Origin of the sequence: Streptomyces hyaluromycini, assembly GCF_002217755.1 — a bacterium.
Taxonomy (GTDB): domain Bacteria; phylum Actinomycetota; class Actinomycetes; order Streptomycetales; family Streptomycetaceae; genus Streptomyces; species Streptomyces hyaluromycini.
On record NZ_BCFL01000036.1, the window covers coordinates 117,707 to 142,730 of the forward strand.

Annotated in this window: 18 protein-coding genes; 12 read left to right on the top strand and 6 right to left on the bottom strand. The window is 73.0% G+C overall.

What is annotated here, in order from left to right; all coding sequences use genetic code 11:
• Positions 1-45: 45 nt before the first annotated feature.
• Both SSP29_RS46515 and SSP29_RS46520 read right to left on the bottom strand, forming a co-directional pair.
• Entirely contained in the window at positions 46-1,059 is a 1,014-nt protein-coding gene (locus SSP29_RS46515) for an aldo/keto reductase (RefSeq protein ID WP_089107052.1), read from the bottom strand.
• Between the two features lie 47 nt (positions 1,060-1,106).
• Positions 1,107-1,736 carry a ScbR family autoregulator-binding transcription factor gene (locus SSP29_RS46520; protein WP_089107053.1) on the bottom strand — a complete coding sequence of 210 codons (630 nt, stop codon included), beginning with the start codon at positions 1,734-1,736 and terminating at the stop codon, positions 1,107-1,109.
• Positions 1,737-1,941: 205 nt separating this feature from the next.
• Here SSP29_RS46520 and SSP29_RS46525 point away from each other — a divergent pair, with 205 nt between their 5' ends.
• The 3 genes from SSP29_RS46525 (at position 1,942) to SSP29_RS46535 (ending at position 5,215) form a co-directional block, all read left to right on the top strand.
• A complete protein-coding gene (locus SSP29_RS46525) occupies positions 1,942-2,934 on the top strand; it encodes a ScbA/BarX family gamma-butyrolactone biosynthesis protein (RefSeq protein ID WP_167450180.1) in 993 nt (330 codons plus the stop codon).
• Between the two features lie 302 nt (positions 2,935-3,236).
• Positions 3,237-4,472 (top strand): acyl-CoA dehydrogenase family protein, encoded by a 1,236-nt coding sequence (locus SSP29_RS46530; RefSeq protein WP_089107086.1) that lies wholly within the window; start codon positions 3,237-3,239, stop codon positions 4,470-4,472.
• On the top strand, positions 4,469-5,215 hold the full coding sequence (locus SSP29_RS46535) for an HAD family hydrolase (protein WP_089107087.1): 747 nt from the start codon (positions 4,469-4,471) through the stop codon (positions 5,213-5,215). The genes SSP29_RS46530 and SSP29_RS46535 overlap by 4 nt, the downstream gene beginning before the upstream one ends.
• Before the next feature lie 128 nt (positions 5,216-5,343).
• On the opposite strand, the gene SSP29_RS46540 is transcribed toward SSP29_RS46535, so the two are convergent.
• Positions 5,344-5,919 carry a TetR family transcriptional regulator gene (locus SSP29_RS46540; RefSeq protein ID WP_245883556.1) on the bottom strand — a complete coding sequence of 192 codons (576 nt, stop codon included), beginning with the start codon at positions 5,917-5,919 and terminating at the stop codon, positions 5,344-5,346.
• Positions 5,920-6,238: 319 nt separating this feature from the next.
• Complete coding sequence (gene car, locus SSP29_RS46545) at positions 6,239-9,781, bottom strand: carboxylic acid reductase (RefSeq protein WP_089107056.1); 3,543 nt, start codon at positions 9,779-9,781, stop codon at positions 6,239-6,241.
• Between the two features lie 608 nt (positions 9,782-10,389).
• Between car and SSP29_RS46550 the strand changes: the two genes are divergently transcribed.
• The 9 genes from SSP29_RS46550 to SSP29_RS46590 all read left to right on the top strand — a co-directional run bounded on the left by SSP29_RS46550 (position 10,390) and on the right by SSP29_RS46590 (position 22,061).
• Entirely contained in the window at positions 10,390-11,421 is a 1,032-nt protein-coding gene (locus tag SSP29_RS46550; RefSeq protein ID WP_167450181.1) for a ParB/RepB/Spo0J family partition protein, read from the top strand.
• Positions 11,422-11,598: 177 nt separating this feature from the next.
• Positions 11,599-12,432, top strand: a complete 834-nt coding sequence (locus SSP29_RS46555; protein WP_089107058.1) for a 2-amino-3,7-dideoxy-D-threo-hept-6-ulosonate synthase — start codon at positions 11,599-11,601, stop codon at positions 12,430-12,432.
• Positions 12,433-12,550: 118 nt separating this feature from the next.
• The gene (locus tag SSP29_RS46560; RefSeq protein WP_089107059.1) at positions 12,551-13,663 is read left to right on the top strand and encodes a 3-dehydroquinate synthase II family protein; all 1,113 of its coding nucleotides are present in this window, start codon (positions 12,551-12,553) and stop codon (positions 13,661-13,663) included.
• A 103-nt stretch (positions 13,664-13,766) separates the two neighbouring features.
• A complete protein-coding gene (locus tag SSP29_RS46565) occupies positions 13,767-15,131 on the top strand; it encodes an aspartate kinase (RefSeq protein WP_089107060.1) in 1,365 nt (454 codons plus the stop codon).
• Positions 15,132-15,249: 118 nt separating this feature from the next.
• Positions 15,250-16,494: a cytochrome P450 gene (locus tag SSP29_RS46570; protein WP_089107061.1), complete on the top strand. Its 1,245-nt coding sequence runs from the start codon at positions 15,250-15,252 to the stop codon at positions 16,492-16,494.
• A 68-nt stretch (positions 16,495-16,562) separates the two neighbouring features.
• Entirely contained in the window at positions 16,563-18,104 is a 1,542-nt protein-coding gene (locus tag SSP29_RS46575; RefSeq protein WP_089107062.1) for a GMC family oxidoreductase, read from the top strand.
• A 53-nt stretch (positions 18,105-18,157) separates the two neighbouring features.
• Complete coding sequence (locus tag SSP29_RS46580; RefSeq protein WP_089107063.1) at positions 18,158-19,651, top strand: aldehyde dehydrogenase family protein; 1,494 nt, start codon at positions 18,158-18,160, stop codon at positions 19,649-19,651.
• A 33-nt stretch (positions 19,652-19,684) separates the two neighbouring features.
• A complete protein-coding gene (locus SSP29_RS46585) occupies positions 19,685-20,704 on the top strand; it encodes a zinc-binding dehydrogenase (RefSeq protein ID WP_150136269.1) in 1,020 nt (339 codons plus the stop codon).
• A gap of 52 nt (positions 20,705-20,756) precedes the next feature.
• Positions 20,757-22,061, top strand: a complete 1,305-nt coding sequence (locus SSP29_RS46590; RefSeq protein WP_089107065.1) for a flavin-containing monooxygenase — start codon at positions 20,757-20,759, stop codon at positions 22,059-22,061.
• 199 nt (positions 22,062-22,260) lie between these two features.
• Here SSP29_RS46590 and SSP29_RS46595 read toward each other — a convergent pair whose 3' ends face one another.
• Together SSP29_RS46595 and SSP29_RS46600 are read right to left on the bottom strand one after the other, a co-directional pair.
• Positions 22,261-23,490 (bottom strand): cytochrome P450 family protein, encoded by a 1,230-nt coding sequence (locus SSP29_RS46595; protein WP_089107066.1) that lies wholly within the window; start codon positions 23,488-23,490, stop codon positions 22,261-22,263.
• A gap of 49 nt (positions 23,491-23,539) precedes the next feature.
• A complete protein-coding gene (locus tag SSP29_RS46600) occupies positions 23,540-24,979 on the bottom strand; it encodes an MFS transporter (RefSeq protein ID WP_089107067.1) in 1,440 nt (479 codons plus the stop codon).
• Positions 24,980-25,024: the final 45 nt, after the last annotated feature.

The following is a 25,024-nucleotide window of genomic DNA, read 5'->3' on the forward strand; positions in this document are numbered from 1 at the left end:
GGGGCCCTGGCCGGGGGCCGGCACGGGGCATGCCGCCGCGGCGGGTCACTCGCGGGCCGCTGCTGTGCTGCTCATGTCCGCGTAGCGGGTGCCGGCCACCTGCGCTGCCAGCGGTTCGAGTGCCTGGAGTCCGGCCGCGGACAGGGTGAGCGCTGCCGCCGCGGCGTTCTCCCGCAGCCGGGAGGACCTGCGGGAGCCGGGTATGGGCAGGACGGTGAGGCTGTGGACGCGGGACTGCTGGTGCAGCCAGGCCAGCGCGATCTGTGCGGGGGTTGCGGCGTGGTCCGCGGCGATCGTGCGGACGGTGTCGAGGAGCGCTTGGTTGGTGCGGGCCTGTTCGCCGGTGAACCGGGGCATCGTCAACCGGGTGTCGCCCGTGCTCAGGTGGCTGCTGTCGGGGAGCGCGCCGGTGAGCAGGCCGCGGCCGAGGGGCGAGTACGCGACGAATGCCACGCCGAGTTCCGCGGCCGCGGGGACCGCCGACGTCTCGGCGTCGCGGCTGAAGAGCGACCACTCGGACTGCAGTGCGGTGATCGGGTGGACGGTGTGGGCCGCGCGCAGTTCGGGGCCGGTCACCTCGCAGAGCCCCAGGTGGCGGACCTTGCCCTCGTGGACGAGCTCCGCCATTGCGCCGACGGTCTCTTCCAGGGGGACCGAGGGGTCGCGGCGGTGCGCGTAGTACAGGTCGATCGTGTCGATGCCGAGGCGTTTCAGGCTTGCGTGGGCGCACTGGCGGACGTAGGCGCGGTCGCCGCGGACCTGGTTCCAGGTCCGCTGGCCCGGCTGCCGCACGATGCCGAACTTCGTGGCGAGGAAGACCCGTTCGCGGTGGGCGCGGACGAAGGGGCCGAGGAGCACCTCGTTCCCGCCGTTCCCGTACAGGTCGGCGGTGTCGAACATGGTGACGCCGGCGTCGAGGGCGGCCTGCAGGGTTTCCTGTGCCTGGGCCGGTGTGCTGGGTCCGTAGGCCTCGCTGAAGCCCATGCACCCCAGGCCCTGCGCGCCGACTGACGGGCCGCTGGTGCCGAGGGGAACGACCGGGAGGGTGAGGACAGACATGGGAAGGGCTCTCCTTGTTGCGGTGGGCGGCCGGGAGGGCGCGAAGATCACGTGTGGCGGGGGAGGGCGATGTCGATGATCTCCTGTACGCGGTCCGTGAGATCCTCACGGTTGTGCTGGACCCAGGAGATGTGCTGGCTGCCGAAGAACGCGGCGACGACGACCCGCGCCATGGAGGCGATGTCGGTGGCGGGCCGCAGCGTGCCCTCGTCCTGGGCCTGTGTCAGTAGTTCGGTGATGAGCTGGGTGAACCCGCTGAACGGCGTCGGCAGGTCGGCGTCGACCAGGTTCCGCTCGATCTGCAGGCGGGCACCGGCCTGCATCACCGGGTTGTCCCGCAGGGCGGCCGCGGTCTGCAGGAGGAGCTCGGCGACCGCGTCGAGCGGCGGGAGCTGCCTGGCCGTGACCGATTCGGCGATGGCGGGCAACTGGGTGTAGAACTCCTCGGTGACCGCCACGGCCACCGCCTCCTTGTTCGTGAAATGAAAGTAGACGGCTCCTTTGGTCACCTCGGCGAGGTCGGCGATGTCCTGGAGCGTGACGGCGGGGAACCCCTTTGCGGCGAAGGCCGTGGCGGCTGCGTCGAGGAGCTGCCTCCGGGTGCGGCCGGCCCGTTCCTGCTTGAGTTCCCGCGGGGCGGCCTTGGCCGCGGCGGCTGTCCGGAGATGCTTGCTCATGATCCCTCTTCCGTACGTTTCGGCGGTGCCTGGTGCGCATGCCCGCACGAGATAGTTCCCTTGCAAGATACCTCTGCGAAGGTATATTTTCTCATCGCGCCATCACGGTATTCCCGAACTTGATGGGGGACAGACCATGGACCAGTTGTACGAACTGTCGACCAGGGTCCCAGGCGAAACGGGCACCGCAGTTGTGGATGCCTCCTTGAAGTTTCTTCAACCAGTCTCCCGGCAACTGGTCCACCGGGCCGCGGTCGCGGAGGTCTTCATCACGGACGCCCTGCAGGTGAGCGAGGGCCGGTTCCTCGTGGGAGCCCAGTGGCCCCGGGACCATGCGCTGTACTATCCCGACGCTCAGGGCGTGTCCGATCCGCTGCTGCTGACCGAGACGGTGCGTCAGGCCGTGGTCTACCTGGCGCACGAGTACTGCGGGATCCCGCTGGGACACCGCTTCGTCGGCAGCGACACCCACTTCGAGATCACGGACCACGAGGCGCTGGTGGTCGGCGGCACCCCGTTGCACGTCACCCTGGACGCCCGGTGGTCGTGGGTGGCGAACAGACCGCCCCGGCGCTTCGGTATGCAGGTGGAGGCAGTGGTGTCCGTGGCCGGGCGCGAGTGTGCCCGGGCCGGGCTGAGTGTCTGCGCCGTCGACGAGAAGCTGTACCGGCGGCTCCGCTGGCGGGGGGCGCAGGGGCAGGGCCGTGACGGGGCCGCCCGCGTCGGGCACTTGGCCGCGACCCGCCTGCCTGCGGCCGACGTCGGCCGTCTGCGGGCCAAGGACAGCGTGCTGGGCCGCACGGAGGCGGGGGAGTGGCGGCTGCTGGTCGATCTTCACCACGCCGTGCTCTTCGACCACCCCGGAGACCACATACCGCTGATGGTCACCCTGGAGGGCGCCCGTCAGCTGGGCCACCGCCTGGTCCACCGCCGCCACGGCGCTCCCGCGGGAGCGGTACTGCGCGCCGTCCGGGTGGACTGCCCGGCCTTCGCCGGCCTCGACGAACCGGTGCGGCTGTGCGCCGAGTTGCAGCCGCCGGCGAGCGCGTCGGACGTCACGCGGCTGCGCGTCACGGCCGTACAGCGGGAGGACACCGTCGCCACGGTCACCATGGAGTGGCTGCCCCGGGTCCTGCCCGCCGCGCCCGGGAAGGCCGCCTTCTCCCGTGACACGGTCGGCTCCGGCGCGGCGGTGTAGCGGTGAGCGCCGGCCGGCGGGCCTTCCTCGGCCGCTGCCGCGTTCTGCGGTGTACCGGGGAGCCGGAGGTCCGCCGCACCCTGCGGGGTGTGCGGACCGCGTCGGCCGGCTGACGCCCGGACGCGAAGCGGCGTCGGTCAGTGGGCCCTTCATGGCCGCGAGTGCCTCCCGTGTCGGGACGTGCGCCGGCGTGCAGGCACGCAGGGAGCGTTCCTGCTCTCGCGGCATCCGCACCTCCGAGTAAGAAACCGTTAAGAAAGTATTTTTCCATATCCCTGTCCGGCTCGACAAGGAGCTCAATGATGCTCGATCATGCTGAGCCGCAAGAAGGGCGGCGATCCCGCCTCTCCCTTCCGGAGCGGACGGGCGGCACGCTTGCCGAGGACGCCGTGCTGCGTGCCGCCCGGGCGGCAGGGCGTGCCGCCCGGGCGGCGGACCGGGACCGGCGGCTGGCTCCCGAGGTCGTGACCGCGCTCAAAGAGGCGGGTGTCGCACGTCACTTCGTGCCCCGCCGATGGGGCGGCCGGGAAGGCGGCTTCGCCGACCTGATCACCGCCACGGCGCTGATCGCCGGACAGTGCCCCTCGGCCGCCTGGTGCGGCATGCTCTGGGCCGCGCACGGGCGGTACGCCGCCAGGCTGCCCGAAGAAGGACAGCGGGAGCTGTGGGGGAGGGGCCCCGACACGCTGATCGCTGCGGCCCTGGCCCCGCCCGCCGGAGCGGCCCGCCCGGTCCCGGGCGGCTGGCTGCTGGAGGGCCGGTGGGACTGCGTCAGCGGCGTGGACTTCTCCCACTGGGTCCTGCTCGCGGCCCCGGCCGAGGACACCCCGGTCGCGGCCGGTGCCACCCCCGCCGGTCCGGCGCAGGCCGGGGCATGGGTCCTGGCGGTGCCGCGCTCCGAGGTGATCGTGCGCGACACCTGGCGCAGCACCGGGCTGCGCGGCACCGGCAGCAATTCCGTCGACGTGCGCGGGGTGTTCGTCCCTGGCCGGCGCGCCTGCCCGCTGGGCGACGTGCTCGCCGCCGTCGTCGAGCCCGGCGCCTCTCCGGCACGCCAGGCGCCCGCGTATCTGGCCGGCAGCCCGATGTTCTGCGCGCCGGCGCTCGGCGCGGCCCGGCTCGCTCTGCGGTCCTGGACGCGCTGGGCGACGACCCCGTCCGCCGGGCGCCCGGCGGCCCTGGGCGACCCGGCCGTCCAGCGGGTGCTGGCGCGCTCCGCCGGCGAGATCGACGCCGTGGCCCTGCTGTTGGGCCGGGCCGGAGCCAGCGCCGACGCCGAGCCCACCGCGCCACGCGTCGAGGCGGTCAACCGGCGCGACGCCGCGGTGGCGGCCGAGTTGCTGGTGGAGGTCGTCGAACGGCTGTTCAGGACGGGCGGTGTCCATGCCCGGGACGACACCAGCGAGGTCCAGCGGGCCTGGCGGGACATGCACACGGTGGCGGCGCACGGCGCCCTGCGGCTGGACGCCGCGGCCGGCGCGTACGCCGCCTGGGGCGGGGGCGAGTGGTCGGCGCCGATGCCGTGGGGGCCGCGGTGAGCCGGCCGGCCCGCCTGGTGTTCAGCGACGTCGACGAGACACTCATCGCCGTGAAGTCGATGTTCGACTTCCTCGCGTACTACTTCTGCGGCACCCGCGGAACTCCGGGCGCCCGCCACGCGGCGGACGTCCGCCGGGACCTGTCCCGCCGGACGTCCGCCGGCGCTCCCCGGGAAGCTGTGAACCGCCTGTACTACCGCACCTGGGCGGGCGAGCCCGCCGCCCGGGTCGAGGAGCTGGCCGAGGCCTGGTACGCCGAGCGGTCGGGGGCTCCCGGCTTCTACCTGGCCGCCACGTGCCGGGCGCTGGAACTGCACCGCGACGCAGGGGACACGGTGGTCCTGGTGTCCGGATCGTTCCCTGCGGTCCTTGCGCCCATCGCCGCCGAGGTGGGGGCGACGGGCCTGCTGTGCTCGGTCCCCGGGATCCATGACGGAGTACTGACCGGCCGGCTCGTGGGCGATCCCTGTATCGGAGAGGCGAAGCGCGCGGCGGTCCGCGGCATGCTGCGCAGCCGGCCGGCCGTGGACCCGGCGCAGTGCTACGCGTACGGGGACCACGTCTCGGACCTGCCGATGCTGGCGGAGGTGGGCAACCCGGTCATCGTCGGCGGATCGGCGCAGCTGCGGGCGCGGCTGCCGCGGGCGCGGGTGCTGCACCCGCAGGCCGTGGACGACGTCCCCGCCCTCCTGCGCCCCACGCGGGAGCAGCGCGGGCAGGAGTCCCGCAGGGCCGGTGCCTGACCGGCCCTGCGGGCGGGCGGAGGTCCTCGGCACGCGCCCGCTCCCCCCGGCGCGGCGGGGGAGGGATCCGTCCGCGCCGGTGCGGAGGCGGGCGCACCTCACCTGCGGGTACGGGCCCCTGGCGCCCCTCAGCCCGGCGCCGGCGCGGACACGGCCGCCCACAGGTCGTCGAACCGCCGCGCCGCGTCGGCGTCGTCGCCGGGCACGGGATGGGGGATCCCGAAGAAGACCGACATCAGCAGGCGGGCCACGGCCTGCGGGGGCAGTCCGTCCGGGCCCCCGCCGCCGGCCTGCGTCTGCGCGACGGCACGGGCCAGTGGCAGGCAGATCCGCTCCACCAGCCCGTGGTCGTTGCGGTCCAGACAGGGGACCTCCACGGCGAGCCGCAACGCGGACCGGGCCCGCGCGTCCTGGCGCAGGTGCCGGGTGAGGTCGAGGACGGTCTCGCGCAGCGTGTCGACCGCCGCCGGTCCCGGCCGGCCCGCCCGCGCGGCACGCAGGCTCAGCTCGGCTCCGGCCTCCTCCACCAGCGCCGCCGCCAGCTCCTCCTTGGAGGAGAAGTGACCGTACAGCGCGCCCTTGGTCATGCCGGTGCGCTTGACCACATCGAGCAGCGTCGTGCCCATGTAGCCGTACGCGGCGAACTCCTCGGCCGCCGCGTCGAGCACCTGCTGCCGTGTACGCACTGCACGCTTCTGAACCATGCTGAGCCTCCCCGGATGAAAACCTTTCCAAAGGTATGTTCTATGGTGGCGCGCCGCCGGCCGCATTGACATGACCTTATCCAGGTGTCACCGGAGCGCGGCGATATCCCGCCATTGCCGCGCTCCGGGCGCCCCGGCCGCCGCGGGCCGGGGCGGGCCGGGGCGGGCGCGGAGTCCGGCGCCCGTGTCCTTCCCGGGCGGCAGTGCTCTGGCCGGGCCCGGCGGCGGACTCCTGCAGGGGCCCGCGCACTGCGCCGGCTCCTGCGGCGCCCGTCGCTGCGCAAAGCGGCGCACCGTCACTTCCCGGGGCGGACGGGTTCTACGGGATCAGGCCCAGGTGCCGCAGGTCCGCCACATACTTCTCGATCAGCGGCCGGGACAGGTGCGGGATGTCCTGCTCGGCGCCGATGCCGGCGGTGCGCACCGCTGCGCGGAACCGCTCGGCGGGCAGCGCCGACGTCGTGCGAGGGGTGAGCGGCTCCCGCCAGGCGGCTATCAGCGGCAGCAGGGAGTACGGGCGCTGCGCCTTGGGCAGCGTCTGCAGCGCGGCCTCGAACTGCTCGCGCCACTCCCGGTGGCCGCCGGCCCGGCGGACGGTGGTTCCGCTGTCGGCCAGCCAGTCGACCACGGTGTCCAGCGAGACTCCGTCGTCGTGCGGGTTGACCACGTGGAACGTCCGGAATTCGGCGTTCCGGTAGCCCAGGGCGGCCACGGCGGCGGCGACGAAGTCCCCCGGCAGCCCGTCGTAGTGTGCCCGCGGGCGCCGGCCGTCCTGCGCGCCGCTGTAGAAGGACTCGGGCGCGATCCCCGTGGCGATCAGGCTCAGCAGCAGGCGGGTGAAGGTGTCCGGCACGTTGAGCTGCCCGGTGTACCGGGCGTGCGCCAGGATCATGCCGCAGCGGAACACGGTCACCGGCAGCCCGCACAGGTCGTGGGCCTCGCGCAGCAGCACCTCGCCGGCCCATTTGCTGGTGGCGTAGCCGCCTGCCTGCCGGTCGTCGATCGCGCGCTTTGGGCTGTCCTGCCTGATGTCGGTGGCCTCGGACGCGGCGGCGGTGCCATGTGCGGCCAGGGCCACGGTGGACACATACACGACCGGCTTCAGCCGGGTGGTCAGGGCGGCGCGGACGACCTCGGCGGTGCCGGCCACATTGGGTTCGAACAGCTCCCGGTACGGCAGCACGTGGTTGACCAGCGCCGCCGGGTGCACGATGAGGTCCACCGTGGCGGTCAGCTCCTGCCAGTCCCGCTCGCTCAGGCCCAGGCACGGCGCGCCGATGTCGCCCGCCAGCACGCGCAGCGCGCCGTCGGCCGTCAGTTCGGCGAAGCGGCTCTTGAGCGCGGTGTCCCCGCTGTCCAGGGCCTCCTCCAGACGCCGCCGGGCGGCGCTGTCGTCGGCGGCACGCACCAGGCAGACCAGCGTGCCGCCCACCGGGGCCAGGCGTTCGAGCCATTCCAGGCACAGCAGACGGCCGAGGTAGCCGTTGGCCCCGGTCAGCAGCACCGTGCGCGGCTCGCCGGCCGGCGGGGGCAGTGCCGTGCTCGCGGTGAGGGCCGCAGCGTCGATGAACTTGTCCAGAGTGAGGTCCCCGGCACGCACCGAGGCGGCGTGCTCGCCATGCACGGCGGCGAAGGTGGCCCGCTGTGCCCCGGCGGCGCCGCGCAGCCGCTCCACATGGGCGGCGATCTCGCCCAGGGTGTTGGCCGGTCCCAGGACGGTTCCGGCCGGGACCCCGACGCCGAAGACCTCCCGCAGGAGGTTCGCGAACGACAGCGCCGACAGCGAGTCCCCGCCCAGATCGGTGAAGCGCTGCTCCGGGTCCGGCTCGGCATCGAGCCCCGGCAGCAGCGCCTGCGCGGCGCGGGCGACCGTCTCGGCCACCGGGCGGTCGTGGTCCTGCCACACTGCGCGCAGCTCCGCGGCCTGACCCGCGGCGAGTCCGGCGTAGCGCTGTTCGAGCCGTTCGCCGTACCGCTCCTTCAGCCGCGGACGCAGCTGCTTGGTCGAGTCGGTCAGCAGACCGTTGTCCTGGCTGAACGGCACGGTCTCGACGATCAGGTCGCGCGGGACCTCGTACGGCGCCAGTCCGGCCTGCGCGGCGACGCTGTGCAGCGACCGGCTGACCGCCGCCTTCAGCGCCGCCTCGTCGCCCGCCTGCGCGATCGCCTCGGGGGTGGGCACCACCACGGCGAGCAGGTACGCACGGGAGCTGTTGCCGTACACGAAGATCTGCCGCACCAGCGGGCTGGCGACGAGCGCCGCCTCCACCTTGGACAGCGCGACGAACTCGCCCTGGGAGAGCTTGAGTACGTTCTTGCGCCGGTCGACGTAGACCAGTTCGCCGGGCGCGGTCTCGGCCATGATGTCGCCGGTGCGGTAGTAGCCGTCCTGGTCGAACACCTCGGCGGTGTCGTCGGGACGCCGGTAGTAACCGGGGGTGATGAGGGCGGTCTTCACCAGCAGTTCGCCGCGCGGATGGGGAGAGTCGGCGGTGGAGTAGCCCAGTTCGGGTACGTCCACGAGCTTGTAGTCGAGCACCGGGGGGCTCTGCACGCGGTGGTCCAGCATGACCAGGCCGGTTTCGGTGGTGCCGTAGCTGTTCAGGAGCGGGACGTCGAGGGCGTCGCGGAGGAAGGCGGCCAGCTCCGGGGCGAGCGGGGCGGACCCGCAGGGGGCGTGGATGACCCGCCCGCCCAGCACGTGGTCGCGCAGATGCGCGATCACCTCGGCGTGGTCGGCGTCGTGCAGCTCGCCGCGTGCCGCGCGGTGGTTGAGCTGGGCGTGGTAGCTCTCGAAGAGCAGTTCGCAGACCCGCGGCACCATGGCGATCTCGGTCGGCCGGATCAGCGCCAGGTCGTCCAGGAGGGTGGACAGGTCGCTGTCGGCCACGAAGTGCGCGGTGCCGCCGGTGGCCAGTGTCTTGATCACCAGCCTCCTGGCGACCAGGTGGCTCTGCGGCAGGAAGTTGGCGGTGATCAGCGGGTACTGGTTGTCGGCCCCCGCAGGCGGGCGCCACATGAGGGACACGGTCGACTCCGGGAACATCACGCCCTTGGGCGTGCCGGTGCTGCCCGACGTGTAGATGAGGGCCGACAGCGCGCCGTCGGCGCTGCTGTCCGGCGGCAGTTCGGGCACCGGCGGCAGCGAGCCCGCGCGGCCGACGATGTCGGACAGCAGCTCCAGCGACACCGGGGCACCTGTCGTGTCCAGCAGCCGCTCGGCGGCCGCCAGCGCCTCCCGGTGCTCGGCGAGCTCGGGGTGGTGGTCGAAGACGAGGATCCGGTGGACGCGGCTCTGCCCGGCCAGCGCTTCGAGCACGGTCGCCAGCCGGTCGGTGCTGGTGGCGAAGACGCGTGGGGCGGCCTCCGCCACCAGGTGGCGGATGTGGTCGACCGAGGCGTTGGTGTGCAGGGGCACGGCGACCGCCCCGACCTGAGCGCACGCCAGATCGACCGTGGTGTAGTCGGTGCCGGCGAAGCCCAGGATCGCGACGAAGTCACCTTCGCGCAGCGGGTGGTGCGGGTGGTGGTACCAGTCGGCGGCGACCGCGCCCAGCCGTGACCACAGCTCGCCGTACGAGATGGTGTCGAACCGGGGCAGCAGCCGCGCGGTGACGCGGCCGTCCACGCTGACGTACTGCCTGGCGCGCTCGCCGAGTGCGGGCCGGCCGGCGTATGCCGCAAGGGTGCGCTCGACGATCTCGGACAGGCGCGGCCCGCGTCCGGCCCTCTCCTCGAAGACGCCGGCCACCGGCATGCTGTCGGCGAGTTCCGGCTCGGCCCGGAACAATCCGGCAATACGCTCCTTCCGGGTTTTCCCTGCGGAAGCGCGCACAGTGGTGCCTGGTGAATCATTACCCATGACCACGCCTTTCTGTGACCGCGAATTCTTTCCGGCACATGAGCCCGGCTGAAAGCCGAAGAGGGCCGCCACGGGCCGGGCCGGCGCAGGGGAGCAGAGGGCTCCGGTGGCCAAGGCGCGGTCAGCTTAGCGTGCGGACAGAAATGGGCGCCAGGCTGTCGCGGGGTGGTGGGGCGGGGGTGGGGAATTGTGTCGGCGACGCCGTTCGGAATTACTCGCGTACGGGCGGGCGCGGTGATTCCCGTGGAAATCGCCGTGCACCGCGTCCGGGTCCGTGTCCGGGTCCGTGTCCGGGTCCGTGTCCGTGTCCGTGCGCTCGCGTCACCGCACCGCGGGCGGCCCGGGCTGCGCTGCCCCCGGCGGCCGTCGCACGATCCGCCCCCGAGGCCGTGCGGCGGCCCCGTGGTCTCTGCCCGCCGGCACGGCCCCCTGTCCGCCGGCGGTGTGCAACCGGGGAAATCCCCGGTTGCACACCGCCGGCAGGGGTGTCGCGGAGCGCTGTAAAAGATACCTTGGCGAAGGTATTCTTGTGCTGGGTCCGTCTGAGTGCGCACAGACTCTGCGGCCCCTGACCGGCAGCGGCAGGTGTGGCTGAGGAGTGGTCGAACGTGGCAGACAGTGAAGCAGTGCTCCAGCGACGGGACGCGCGCATTCACCCGCCGGACCGCGTGGACGCCGAGGCGCGGTACGCCGGCACGGAAACGGAATGGATACCGGTCGCGGACCTCGATCTGTCCCACTCGCCGCGCTCCGCGGGGGAGAACGGCGAGCACATACGGGTCCTGGCGGAATCGCAGGCCGATCTGCCGCCCATCGTCGTGCAGCGCGGCACCAACCGGGTCATCGACGGCGTACACCGGGTCCGTGCAGCCCGGTTACGGGGGCAGGAGGCCATCCGGGCGCGCTGGTTCGACGGCGACGACGCGAGCGCCTTCGTTCTGGCGGTCCGGCTGAACGTACGGCACGGACTGCCGCTGTCGCTGGCCGACCGGAAGGCGGCGGGCACCCGCATCCTGTGCGAGCAGGAGGGCTGGTCGAACCGGGCCATAGCGTCGGCCGTGGGGCTCTCGCCCAAGACGATCGCCGCCCTGCGCGAGGCGATCGGGCGGTCCGGCGGGCAGGCCAGGCTCGGCAGGGACGGGCGCGTGCGGCCCGTCAGCACCGCCGCCGGGCGGGAGCGTGCCAAGGAGATGCTCCTGCGTGAACCCGCCTCCTCCCTGCGGGCGGTGAGCGCGGTGGCCGGCGTGTCCCCGGGCACCGTCCGCGACGTGCGCGACCAGCTCCACCGGGAGGCCAGGGCCGTGATCCCCGGTCAGCGCCGCCTCCCGGCCGCGCGCCACGCGGAGACCGGGCGCGCGCAGGCCGCGCCCTCGGGGCAGGGCAAGCTCGACCGGTCCACCGCGCTGCTGCGCTCCCTGCGCACCGATCCCTCCCTGCGGTTCAACCAGTCCGGCCGCCTGCTGCTGAGCATCCTCGCGGTGGCCGCCATCGACCCGCAGGCGCAGGAGGGGCTCGTCCTCGACCTGCCCGACCACTGTCTCGACTTCGTCGCGGAACTCGCGCAGGCGAGCGTGCGGGCATGGCAGGACCTTGCCGTGCGCGTGTCGCAGCGCCGGGCGCAGCCGCCCGGGCAGAAGTAGCCCGCGCCAAACACTGAAAAGCGAGAAAAATGCAGGGCTTGACGGGCCGGTGAATTCCTTGGTTTGGTCGTTGAGGCAACACCGGAAACACCGCAGAAAAACTTCCGCAGAAAGCGCGTCGAATGCGCACCGGACAACTGATCTGGTCATCTGGGTTTGGGACGGGGTGTTGATGAAATGACCGATGTATACGGCTGGACCGGAAAGGATCGTCGAGTTCAGCGAATTGTCCACTCGGCTTCCGGGACGACGTTCCTGGTTCCGCTCGACCACTCGTTGGCCGACGGCCCGGTGGCTTCCGCTGCCGGATTCGCACAACTCGTCGAGGAAATGGCCGCCAACGAGGTGGACGGGATCATCGTCCACAAGGGGCGCGTGAGGTTCCTGCCGGCCGACGCGCTCGGGCGGATGGCACTGATCGTCCACCTCAACGGCAGCACACAGCACGCGCCGGACAAGGACGCGAAGATCCTGGTGGGCGCCGTGGAAGAGGCGGTCGCCCTGGGCGCCGACGGCGTCAGCGTGCACATCAACCTCGGGTCGGACACCGAGGCCGCCCAGCTCACCGACCTCGGCGCGGTCGCCGGCCACTGCGCACGCTACGGCCTGCCGCTGCTCGCGATGGTCTATCCGCGCGGCCCCCGCATCACCGACCCGAGGGACCCGGTCCTGCTGGCCCACGCCGCGAACGTCGCGGCCGACCTCGGCGCCGACATCGTGAAGCTGCCGTACACCGGCTCGCCCCTGACGATGCGCGAGGTCGTCGCGGCCAGCCCGATCCCGGTCGTCACCGCCGGCGGCGGTGTACTGGAGGACACCGGGAAGTTCCTCGACCTCATCGACAGCACGATGGAGTCCGGCGTGCTCGGCGTCGCCGTCGGACGCAACGTCTTCCAGGCGGCGGACCCGGGCGGACTGGCCCGCTCGGTGGCCCGCCGGGTCCACGCCGGACCCCGCTCGCTCGAGGACCTGGCCGTCCTGCGCCAGGAACTGTCCGAGGCGGCCCTCTGACAGGCACCCCGCCCGGCCCGCCTCACCAGGCCGGCCACCCACCGCACATCGTGACGAGCCGTCACCGACAGCCAGGCGCGACCACGACAGCAAGCCACCCACAATCAAAGGTGCGAACATGAAATCCGCATGGATCGACCTCCGCGGCACCGCTTCCGAACTCGCCACCGCCATCGTCGAGGAAAGCACCCACATCGGCGTCGAGACCGTGGTGCTGGACGACCCCGAACTGGCGGGCAAGGTCCCGCCGAGCGTGCAGAAGGCCGCCGTGGTCACCGGGGAGACGCCCACCGCCCTGATCGACCAGCTCGTCGACGTGGTCGACATCCTCATCGCCGACCACAGCATCGCCGAGAAGTTCGAGGGCCTCCGTCCCGGCCTGCGCTCCGGTGTCCTGGTCAAGGTGCTGGACGAGCAGACCCTCGACCTCGCCTGCCGGATCGCAGGCGAGGCGGACCTGACCCTCGTCGAGTTCCGCCAGGACCCCAGCAAGATCCCGCTGGAGATCCTGCTCGCCGCGGCCGACAAGGCCAAGGGCTCCATCGTCACCGTCGTCGAGGACGTCGAGGACGCGGCCACCACCCTCGGCGTGCTGGAGCGCGGCTCGGACGCGGTGCTCCTGGCCCCCAAGCGGGTCGGCGACGCCACCGAGCTGATGCAGGTCACCCGGGGCGAGGCCGCCTCCCTGGAGATGGAGGAGCTGGAGATCGTCCAGCTCACCCACCTCGGCCTGGGCGACCGCGTCTGCGTCGACACCTGCTCCCACCTGCGGCCCAACGAGGGCATCCTGGTCGGCTCGTACTCCACCGGCCTGGTCCTCGTCAGCAGCGAGACCCACCCGCTGCCGTACATGCCCACCCGCCCGTTCCGGGTGAACGCCGCAGCTCTGTCCTCGTACACCCTGACGCCCGGCAACCGCACCCAGTACCTGTCCGAGCTGCACTGCGGGTCGGAGATCCTGGCCGTCAGCACCGACGGCAGCGTGCGCACGGTGGTCGTGGGCCGGATCAAGATGGAGTCCCGCCCCATGCTGCGGATCGAGGCCCGCACCCGCAGCGGCCAGCTCGTGGACATGGTCGGTCAGGACGACTGGCACGTGCGGGCGCTCGGCCCCGGCGGCAGCGTGCACAACTTCACCGAGCTGCGGCCCGGCGACGTCATCCTCGGCCACACCATGACCGACCAGCGCCACGTCGGCTACGCGATCCGGGAGTTCCTCCACGAGCAGTGAAGCCCGCGCCCATCACGTGACCGCCCGCGGGATGCGGCGGTCACCGCGGCGCCCGGGCCACGTCCTCCACGTCCCACGGATTTGAAGGAAGAGAGTGCGTGAGATGGCGCTCATAGTGCAGAAATACGGCGGAACGTCGGTCGCCACACCTGACAAGGTCATCGAAGCTGCACGGCAGATCCGGGCGGCGCGCGAGGACGGGAACCAGGTCGTCGTGGTCGTGTCCGCCATGGGCGGGGCCACCGACGAACTGCTGCGGCTGGCGTCCGCGGTGACCTCCCGCCCCGACGCACGCGAACTGGACGCCCTGCTGTGCACGGGCGAGGCCGCGTCCGCCGGACTGGTCTCGCTGGCACTGGGCCACCAGGGCATCGCGAGCCGCTCGTTCAGCGGTCCCGAAGCGGGCATCCGCACCGACCACCGCCACGGCCGGGCCACGATCGTGGAGGTGGACCCGCGCAGGCTGCGGGAGGAACTCGCCCGCGGAGCCGTCCCCGTCGTCGCGGGCTTCCAGGGCGAGTCGATCGCCACCGGGGCCCGCACCACCCTGGGCCGCGGCGGCTCCGACACCACCGGTGTCGCCCTGGCCGCCGCACTCGGCGCGGACCACTGCGAGATCGTCACCGACGTCGCCGGCGTCTACACGGCCGACCCCCGCACGGTCGCCGGCGCCCGCCGCCACACCGCCCTGCTCTACGAGGAGATGGCCGAACTGGCCGTCAGCGGCGCGAAGGTGCTCGCCTCCGACTCGGTCGACTACGCGCGCACCCACGGCGTCGACCTGAAGGTGCGCTCCAACAGCGCCGCGATCGGCCCGCAGACCTGGGTCGGCGACGGCCGCCGCGCCGCCGGGGCGGCGTCCGGGGAGTTCTGGACGCCCGCGGGCCGCCTCCGCCCGATCGCCGGGGTCGCCGGGCGCTCCGGCCTGGTCCGCTGCGTGCTGCGGCGGATCACCTCCGACCACGTCCTGCGCCTGCTCGGCGAACTGGTCGAGCGCGAGACCGAGGTCGAGCTGCGCCGCTACGGCAACCTCGGCACCGAGGACGCCGGCGACATCGCGCTCACGCTGCCCGAGGACAGCGTGCCCGAGATGCGGGAACTGCTCGCCGACACCGACCGCGGCATCCGCCTCGACGAGGCGCACTGGACGTCCAACCTGGCCCGGCTGTCCGTCGTCGGCCTGGGCATCGGCCGGCAGCCGTACGCACCGCTGCGGCTCCTGGAAGCACTGCGCTCGGTCGACGCCGCACGCACCGACCTCCACGTCACCTCCAACCGGCTCAGCGTGCTGACCGGTCGCAGCGACCTGGCCGCGGCCACCCAGATCGTCCACGACACCTTCCTGCCCGAGCCGGTGACGCCCCTGGTCCACCCGGCGGACCCGGACCACGCCCGCGCCGCCTGGCCGCTGACCGCCGGGCCGGGGCAGCTCGGCGTCGCGATGCCCGCTCTGGCCGCCGCCGAGTGACCCCGGCCCCCACACCACGAGGGAGAACACCGATGTCCGTCATCCCACTCGACCCCGGCCGTCCGGGCGGGCCGGCACCGCGCGGCCTCGCCGGCGGGCCGGGGCCGGAGGGCCTTCGATGACCGCCACGCCGGCCTTCGACCCCATCTGCGACGAGCAGCTGGCCGACCCCTACCCCGTCTACGCGCAGATGCGCGCGCAGTGCCCGGTGCTCCACGACTCAGACCGGGACATCTGGATCCTCACCCGCCACGAGGACGTGGCACGCGTCGTCCACGACCCCGAGACCTTCTCCTCCCAGAGCGCGGTGCGGATCACCGCAGGCCCCGAGTCCGACGAGGTCAAGCAGGTCCTGGCCGAAGGCTGGGCGCTGACGCCGAACCTGACCGAGAGCGACGGCGAGGAGCACAGCCGGCTGCGCGTGGCCGTCAACCGCGTCTTCACACCGCGGCGCGTGGCGGCGCTGGAGCCCTTCGTCCTGGACACCGCCGAGGAGCTGATCGACCGGTTCGCCGCGGACGGCCGGGCCGACATCATCGAGGGCTACGCCTGGCCCCTGCCGCTGATCGTCATGGCACGGATCCTGGGCATGCCGCCGAGGGACGTGCCGCTGCTGCGGCAGTGGAGCTCCAACTGGCTGAAGCTGTCCGTCGGCACCGGCGAGCCGGCCGAACGCGTCGAGTGGGCCCGCGACGTCGTCACCATGCAGCACTACGTGATGGGCCTGCTGGACGACACCGACCGGGCCGGCGAGGGCTCGCTCGTCTCCTCGCTGGCGCAGTACGGCCTCGAGCACGGGCTCGACGACGTGGAACTGATGCGCATCGTGATGAACCTGATCATCGCCGGGCACGTCACGGTCACCCGCGCCATCGGCAACGGCCTGGTCACCCTGCTGGAGAACCCCGACCAGCTCGCCGCCCTGCGCGCGGGCCAGGCGTCCGCCGAAGCGATGGTCGAGGAGATCCTGCGCTTCGAGTCCCCGGTGCAGGGCCTGTTCCGCACCGTGACGCGCGAGACGGAACTCGGCGGCAGGCACCTCGTGCCGGGCGACCGCGTGATGGTCCACTGGGGCTCCGCCAACCGGGACGGGTGCGTCTTCGACGACCCGGACGAGTTCGTTCTCACCGGCAGGCCCCGCCGGCACCAGATGGCCTTCGGCCGCGGCGTCCACGCCTGCCTCGGCGCCTCCCTGGCACGACTGCAGCTGCGCGTCGCCATCCCGCTGCTCTTCGACCGGCTCCCCGGGCTGCGCCTTGGCCCCGCCGGCTCCCGCACCCGCGAACGCCTCGTCATCGCACGCGGATTCGAGGAACTGCACCTCCACTGGAACGTCCCACCCCTGCGGGAGGCCGCATCATGACCGCACCAGCGCCAGCGCCCGGCCGGCGACGCGTCGCCGGCCGGCCCCGGACCGTGTAGGCGGCCGCCATGACCTACGACGTGATCGTGATCGGCGGCGGATCCGCCGGCTGCGTCCTGGCCCACCGGCTCAGTGCCGACCCGCGGCGCTCGGTCCTCCTGCTGGAGGCGGGCCCCGACTTCGCCACCACCGACGACACACCCTCGGACATCAAGGACGCGACCTACGCCCCGTACACCTACGACTGGGGCTACCGCTGCGTCCCGGACGCCTTCGGCAACGAGGTGCCCGTTGCGCGGGGCCGCGTCATCGGCGGCAGCTCGGCCGTCAACGTCTGCGTCGCCATGCGGGCCCGCCCCGCCGACCACGACGCGTGGGCCGCCGCGGCCGGCCCCTGCTGGGGCTACGAGCGGATGCTCCCCCTCTACCGGCGGATGGAGCACTACCCGTACGGAGAGGAGAAGTACCACGGCCTGGGCGGCCCCTACCGCATGACGCTGCCCGCCCCGCAGGACCTGGGCCAGCACGCCGTCGCGGCCCAGCGGGCCGGCGTGCGCCTCGGACACGCGGAGGTCGCCGACTTCAACGCGCCCGGTGAGCCGGGATTCGCCCGCACCCCGCTCAGCGCGGCCGACGGCATACGGCTGAGCACCGCCATCGGCTACCTCAACCCCGTGCGCGACCGGCCCAACCTCCAGGTACGCGGCGAGACGCTCGTCGACCGGGTGCTGTTCCGCGGCACCCGGGCCCGGGGCGTGCGGCTGGACACCGGGGAGGAGATCCCCGCCCGGCACGTCGTGCTCAGCGCCGGCGCCTACAACTCGCCCGCCATCGCCCTGCGTTCGGGCATCGGCGACCGCGGCGACCTGACGGCGCTCGGTATCGACGTGGTGGCCGACCTGCCGGGGGTGGGACGCAACCTCACCGAGCACCCCGCCTACTGGAACGTCCACGCGGCCAAGCCGCCCCAGGCCGAGGCCGGGTCGGTGTTCGCCAGCGTCCTCAGCGTCGCCACCGGGCCGGGCGAGCCCGACTTCGACGTACAGATCCTGCCCTCGGCGGCCGTACCGGCCGGCAGTCTGCCCGAGCAGTTCGTGCCGCGGGCCGAGAACCACCCCACCGGCTGGGACATGGTCTTCTTCGTCTCCTGCGTCCAGCCCCGCTCCCGCGGGAGCGTACGGCTGGCCTCACGCGACCCCCGGGACGCGCCGACGATCGACCTCGGCCTGTACACCGCCGCCGCCGACGCCGAACGGGTCGCCGACGGGGTACGTCTGGCCCGCCGCCTGGCCCGCACCCGCCCGCTGGCCGACCTGCTGGCCGACGAGCGGGTACCGGGCCCGGACATCAGCGACCGGGAACTGGCCGACGCCGTGCGCCGCGCCCCGGCGCACTACAACCACGCCAGCGCCACGATGCGCATGGGCCGCCCCGACGACCCGGGCGCCGTGGCCGACGCCGACGGCGCCGTGCGCGGCGTCGAGGCACTGACCGTCGCGGACGCCTCGGTGTTCCCGGCGATGCCCCGCGTCGCCACGAACGTCCCCGCCATCGTGGTCGCCGAGCGGATCGCCTCGGTGCTGTGCGAACGGCTCGCCCCGTGCACCTGATCCCCACCACCAGCCCGAGCCGGACATGCCCGGCGCACTATCAGGAGGAACCCGTGTCCACGACCGTCGAAGCCGTACAAGTCCTGCGCACCCGCTGGTCGTCCGAGAACGAGGCCGACCGCTTCACCGTGGACGACCCGGCCACCGGACGGCCCCTGACGGTCATCCAGGGAGCCGACGCCGGCCGGGTGGACCAGGCGGTCAGGACCGCCCACGAAGCCCACTTCGCGTGGAAGGCCCGCACCCCGCGCGAGCGAGGCCGCTGGCTGTACAAGGTCGCCCAGGTCATCCGCGAGCACGCCGACGAGATCGCGGCCCTGGAGTCCAGCGACAACGGCAAGCCGTTCACCCAGGCACGCCAGTTCGACCTGGAGGGTGCGGTCACCATCTTCGAGATGTTCGCCGGCCTGTGCGAGGCGATGCCCGGCCAGGTCCGCGACGCGGGCAGCATGCTCGACGTCACGGTGCGCGAGCCGTTCGGTGTCGTGGGCGCGATCGTGCCGTTCAACTGGCCCCCGCTGCACACCGCGGGCAAGCTCGCCCCCGCCCTGGCCGCGGGCAACGCCGTGGTCATGAAGCCGCCGGAGCAGGCGCCCCTGTCGGTGCTGCGCATCGCCGAGCTGGTCCAGTCCGTGCTGCCGGACGATGTCGTGCACATCGTGCCCGGCGGCGGCGAGGTCGGCGCCCACCTGGCCGGCCACGAACTGGTCGGCAAGATCTCCTTCACCGGCGCGCCCACCACGGGCCGGGCCGTGATCAAGACGGCCGCCGACAACCTGACGCCGACGCTGCTGGAACTCGGCGGCAAGAACGCCCTGATGATCTTCGACGACGCGGATGTGGACTCGGCGCTGCGCTGGGCCGTCGAGGGCGGCTACTTCAACCAGGGCGAGGCGTGCACCGCCTCCTCCCGGGTCCTGGTCCACGCCGACCTGCACGACGAGGTGGCCCGCCGCCTCGCGTCCGCCGTCGGGCGGCTGAAGGTCGGCGCCGGCTCCGACGCGGACACCCACGTCGGCCCGCTGGTCAGCCCCGCACAGCGGCAGCGGGTGCTGGACTACCTGGAGATCGGCGTCGGCGAGGGCGCGACCATCGCCGCGCAGGCACCCCTGCCCACCGACCCCGAGCTGGCCGACGGCTACTACGTGCCGCCGACCTTGTTCACCGGCGTCACCCCCGACATGCGGATCGCGCAGGAGGAGATCTTCGGGCCCGTCGTGTGCCTGATCCCCTTCCGGGACGAGGCCGAGGCCGTCCGCATCGCCAACGGCACCGAGTTCGGCCTGGTCGCCGGCGTGTTCACCCGCGACGTGGAGCGCGCCCTGCGGGTCAGCCGCGAGCTGCGGGCCGGCATCGTGTTCGTCAACCACTACAACCGCGCGTTCACCGGCACCCCCTTCGGCGGCGTGGGCGCCAGCGGGTACGGCCGTGAGCACGCCCTGGAGACCTTGCAGGAGTACAGCTTCAGCCGCAGCCTGCGCCTGCCCTCCGGCCGCGAGGAGATCCCCCGCTGGGCGCCGTCCCTCGACGTCGTCGACGAAGCCTGACCGGGATCCGGACATCCGCGAAGGTGGTTGCCTGTGAGTACGACGATGCGCGCGGCGGTCTGCGTGGAGGCGGGCCCTCCCGAGGTCCTGCGGATCCGCGACCTGCCCGTTCCCGAGGTCCGCGAGGGCTGGAGCCTCGTACGCGTGGAGGGTGCGGGCCTGAACCGCTCCGAACTGAGGACCCGTCAGGGGCATTCCCCGAACGTCTCCTTCCCCCGCGTGCTCGGCATCGAGTGCGTGGGCAGGGTGGCCGACTCCACCGATCCCCGGCTGCCGGCCGGGACGACGGTCGCCGCGGTCATGGGGGAGATGGGCCGGGAGTTCGACGGCGGCTACGCGCAGTACGCGCTGCTGCCGAACGCCCTGCTGATGCCGGTGACCACCACCCTGCCGTGGGAGGTCCTGGCCGCGCTGCCCGAGACCTACCTGACCGCGCACGGCGCCCTTAACGCCCTGGGCGTCCTGCCCGGCGGGGGACGGCTGCTGATCCGCGGCGGGACCTCCTCGGTGGGGCTGGCCGCGGTACGGATCGCCGCCGCCCACGGCATCGAGACCGCGGCAACCACCCGCAACAGGGGCAAGGCCGACGCACTGAAGGCGGCCGGCGCCGACCACGTCCTGTTGGACGACGGCCGGCCGCCGGCCGACGCCGTGCACGCGCTGTGGCCCGACGGACCGGATCACGTCCTGGACCTGGTGGGGGCCCGCAGCGTGCCGGACTCGCTGCGGCTGGTGCGCCGCGGCGGGACGGTGTGCGTGGCGGGTTCGCTCAGCGGCTGGCTGATCCCCGACTTCGAACCGATCGCCATGATCCCGACCGGGACCAGGCTCACCGCCTTCCACAGCGACACCCTCAAGGGCAGCAGTGGCCAGGGTCTGCTGCAGCGGATCGCCGACGCGGTCCAGGCGGGCATCTACCGCCCCCACCTCGATGGCGTCTTCGCCCTGGACGACATCGTGACCGCCCACCGCCGCATGGAGGCCGACCAGGCCACCGGCAAGACGGTCGTGCTGCCCTGGGCCGACGCCACCGGCGGGCGAACCGGCCGATGACGCACCACCGCGCGAGCAGAAACCACATCCCCAGCGGACCAGGAGCGCAGCCATGATGACCGAGTTCGTCGAGACCGCCGTCGTCGGAGGGGGCCAGCAAGGGTGCTCGGTCGCGGGCTGCCTCGCCCGGCTCGGCTACCGGGCGGTGGTCTTCGAGCGGGGAGAGATCGGCCAGGCCTGGGCGAAGGAGCGCTGGGAGAGCCTGCGCGTCAACACGCCCAACCGGACCGTCACCTTCCCCGGCATGCCCTACGACGGCGACGACCCCGAGGGCTACATGCCCGCCCGCGAGGTCGCCTCGCGGCTGCGGCGCTACGTGGCCGAGGCGGGCATCGACGTGCGCGAGCACACGCCCGTGCGGTCCGTCGAGTCACCCGCCGACGCCCCCGTCCACCCCGGCGCACGCTTCCGGCTCCACCTGGAGAACGGCCGCAGCGTCGAGGCCCGCAACGTCGTCGCCGCCCTCGGCGGCTACTGCGCGCCGCGCCTGCCCGAACTGACCGCCCGGATCGACCCGTCGATCACCCAGCTGCACACCCGCTACTACCGCACCCCCCGGTCCCTGCCGCCCGGCGCGGTGCTCGTCGTCGGCTCGGGCAACAGCGGCCAGCAGATCGCCGAGGACCTGAGCGACGCCGGCCGGCAGGTGTACCTGGCGGTCGGCCGCCACAAGACCTCGCCGCGCCGCTACCGGGGCGCCCAGGTCCTGGACTGGCTGCAACTGCTGCCGCTGGAGGGCAACTTGGAGTCCGCGTCCGGCGGGCGCGGCAGCTCTCCGGTCCTGCCCGGCGTGTCGGTGCTCACCGGCAAGGCCGGCGGCCGCGACCTCAGCCTCGGTGTGCTGGCCCGCAAGGGCGTCACCCTCGTCGGCAGCGTCCGCGGTGCGCAGGGCGACGTCCTGCACCTGGAGGACAACGTCCGCGCCGTCGCGCGGGCCGCGGCCCGCGCCGAGTCCGAACTCCTCACGGCGATCGACACCGCGATAGCGCGGCACGGCCTGGTCGTGCCCGAGCGCACGCCCGCGGCTCCCTTCGACGACTCGCTGTTCGCGGACTACGGGGACAAGCTGGACCTGGCCGCCCGGAACATCACGTCGATCGTCTGGGCCACGGGATTCGTGCCCGACTACCGCATCCTGCCTCCCGCCGCCCTGGACGACAGCGGCATGCCGGTGCACCGTGCCGGGGCAGGCACCCTGCCGGGGCTGTACTACGCGGGCCTGCCCGAGGGCGGTTCGGTGATGCCGCTGCTCATCGCCTCCACCCGGGCCCAGGCGGAGCGGGTCGCGCGCGGCATCCACCTCGACAACACGCTGCGCCACCGCTCGCCGGCGGCGCTCGGCCGGCTCTGGGGCTGACCGGAGCAGGCTTCGGCGACCGGCAGCGAGCAGCGGCGCCCGGCGGGAGAACCCGCCGGGCGCCGCTGTGTCGCCGGCGTGCCGGCGCCGTCCCGGCGGCGCCGCGGCAGAGCGGGCCATGGCCGGCGGGCCGATGGCACGGACACGCCGCCGGCGCCGCCCCAGGTTTCTGGCAGGCGGCGCCGGCGGCGCGGGCACGTCAGGCCGGTCGCGGTACGACCTCCAGGCGCTGGGGCCCGTTGATGATGAAGGACTCCACGCGCGGGGGCTGCTGGCCGGGGTGTGCCAGGGCGAGCTCGGGCAGCCGGCTGAAGAGCGTGCTCAGGGCGACGCCCGCCTCAAGGCGGGCGAGGTGCGCGCCGAGGCAGAAGTGGGGCCCGTGACCGAACGCGAGGTGTTCCTTGCTGGACCGTGTGGGGTCGAAGCGTTCGGGGCACTGCGGGTGCAGTTCCGGGTCGCGTCCGGCGGCGGCGAAGGCGACGGTGATCGCATCGCCCTTGCGGATGACGACGCCTTCGCCCAGGTCGATGTCCTCCAGGGCGCAGCGCATCGGTATGTGCATGATCGGGCCCTCGATGCGCAGCGTCTCCTCGATGACGTCCTTCCACCCGATGGTCCCCTCGTGGATGCGGGTGAGGGTCTCGGGGTGGCCGAGCACAGCGTGGACGGCGCTGGTGATGAGGTTGACGGTGGTCTCGTAACCGGCGCCGATCATGAGGAACAGCGTGCCGAGCAGTACGTCCTGCGACAGCGGCTCCTGGCCGGGGTCGGCGGGCAGCAGCAGGTCGCTTGTCAGGTCGGCGGCCGGGTGCTCCCGCTTGTAGCGCAGCAGTTCGCCGAGCCGCTCGTACAGGGTGTCGTTGGCGGCCCGTGCTTGCTTCGGGCCGAGGGAGGAGTTCAGCACCGCGTCGATCCCGGTGCCGATCTTGATGCGCAGGTGGCCGGGGACGCCGAACAGGTCGCAGATGACGGTGATGGTCAGGGGCAGGGCAAGGGCCTGGCGGATGTCGGCGACGGACCCCGGGGGCAGTGCGGCCAGGGCGTCGATCAGCCGGTCGGCGGTCGCCTGGACCTGCGGACGCATGCCTTCGACCTGCCGCGGTGAGAACGTGGGGGCGACGCGCCGCCGGGACGTGCGGTGCTCCTCGCCGTAGAAGTTGAAGAAGCTCTGCTGCAGGGCGAGGGCGGCCAGCGGCCAGCCGTCGGGCATGTGGGCGAGGTCGGGCCAGTGCTGTCGTATGTCGCGCGAGACCCGCGGGTCGTTGGTGAGCGACTGGATGACGCTGTGCCGGGTGACCGCCCAGGCGCGGACGGGTCCCGGAAGCTCCACCAGCACGGCGGGCGCCTCGCGCAGCGAGGTGGCTTCCGCGTGCATCGCCCGGCCGGTGGGGTCGAGGACGGGGCAACGGGTGACGGACAGGGCTGTCATGGGGGACTTCCTGACTTCGGATCGGATGGGCAGGTTGCGTCGGTGCCGCTCAGCTGCCGGCGGCGGCGGCGGCGACGTCGGCGGGCGCGGCCACCGGCCGTGCGGCAGCGGCAGGTCGCGCGGGCGGTCCGGCGGGGCGCTCGCGCAGGAACAGCGACGCGGCCAGGCCGATGACGCCGGTCGCGGCCATGTACAGGGCGATCGGTGTCCAGCTGTGGTACTTGCCGAGCAGGGAGGTGGCGATGAGCGGGCTGACGGCGCCGCCGAGCAGACCGCCCACGTTGTAGCTGATGGACATCCCGGAGTAGCGCAGCGCCGTGGGGAACAGCTGCGGGTAGAACGCGCCCTGCACGCCGTAGTTCGCGGCGAACCCGGCGAACAGCGCCAGGAAGCCGAGCGCCATCAGCGGCAGGGACCTGGTCTCCAGCAGCGGGAACCAGGCGAAGGGGGCGGCCGTCATGACGGCGATGCCGCCGACGAAGACCGCTTTGCGGCCGCGGCGGTCCCCGAGCCGGCCGAAGAACGGCATGGCGACGATCAGGAAGACGCACGACGCGGCGAGCAGCGTCAGCATCTGCGAGCGGCTCACGTGGATGGTCGCGGCGTATTTGAGCGAGAACACCGACCCGAGGTAGAAGACCAGGAACATCGGGAGCGCCGACAGCGACGCGCACAGGGTGAGCAGACCGTGCCGCCCCACGATCTCGAGCGCCGGTACGGATCTGACGGCGCCCTCGGACTTGACCTGCTCGAACTCGGGGGTCTCCGCCAGCCGCAGCCGCACGCGCAGCGCGAAGGCCACGAGCACCGCGCTGAACAGGAACGGCAGCCGCCATCCCCACGACAGCACCTGACGGTCCGGCAGGAGGGTGACGAGCAGCAGGACGGCGTTGGCCAGCAGCAGCCCCCAGGCGTTGCCGGTGCCGACGACGGCCGTGAGCAGGCCCCGCTTGTTCGGCCGGGCGTTCTCCAGCGCCATCAGGAAGCCGCCGCTGGACTCCCCGCCGAGCGAGCATCCCTGGACGAACCGCAGGACGGTCAGCAGGATCGGGGCGGCGACTCCGATCGTCCGGTAGGTGGGCAGCAGCCCGATCAGGACCGTCGCGCCGCCCATCACGGTGAGCGTGGTGATCAGCGTCGTCCGGCGGCCCAGCCGGTCCCCGAGGTGCCCGAAGACGACGGCGCCGAGCGGCCTGCCCACGAACGCGACCGCGAACGTGGACAGCGACAGCAGGGTTGCGGTGGCGGGGGCGAAGGAGGGGAAGAACAGGGTGCCGAAGTACAGGGACGAGAACGACCCGTAGATGAGGAACTCGTAGAACTCGATGCTGTTGCCGATGAGGCTGCTCAGTACGGCTCGGGTGCGCTGCCTCTCGTGGGCGGGGCCGGGTTTCATGGTGTCTCCGAGGCTTAAGGGGGCGAGGGTGCCGGTGAGGTGGTGCGGCTCGGGGCGGTGGAGGCGGTGGAGGCGGGCGGGCGCCGGTGGCATGGCGCAGCCCGCTCACCGGTCGGATGAAAGGGCGCCTGTGGTGCG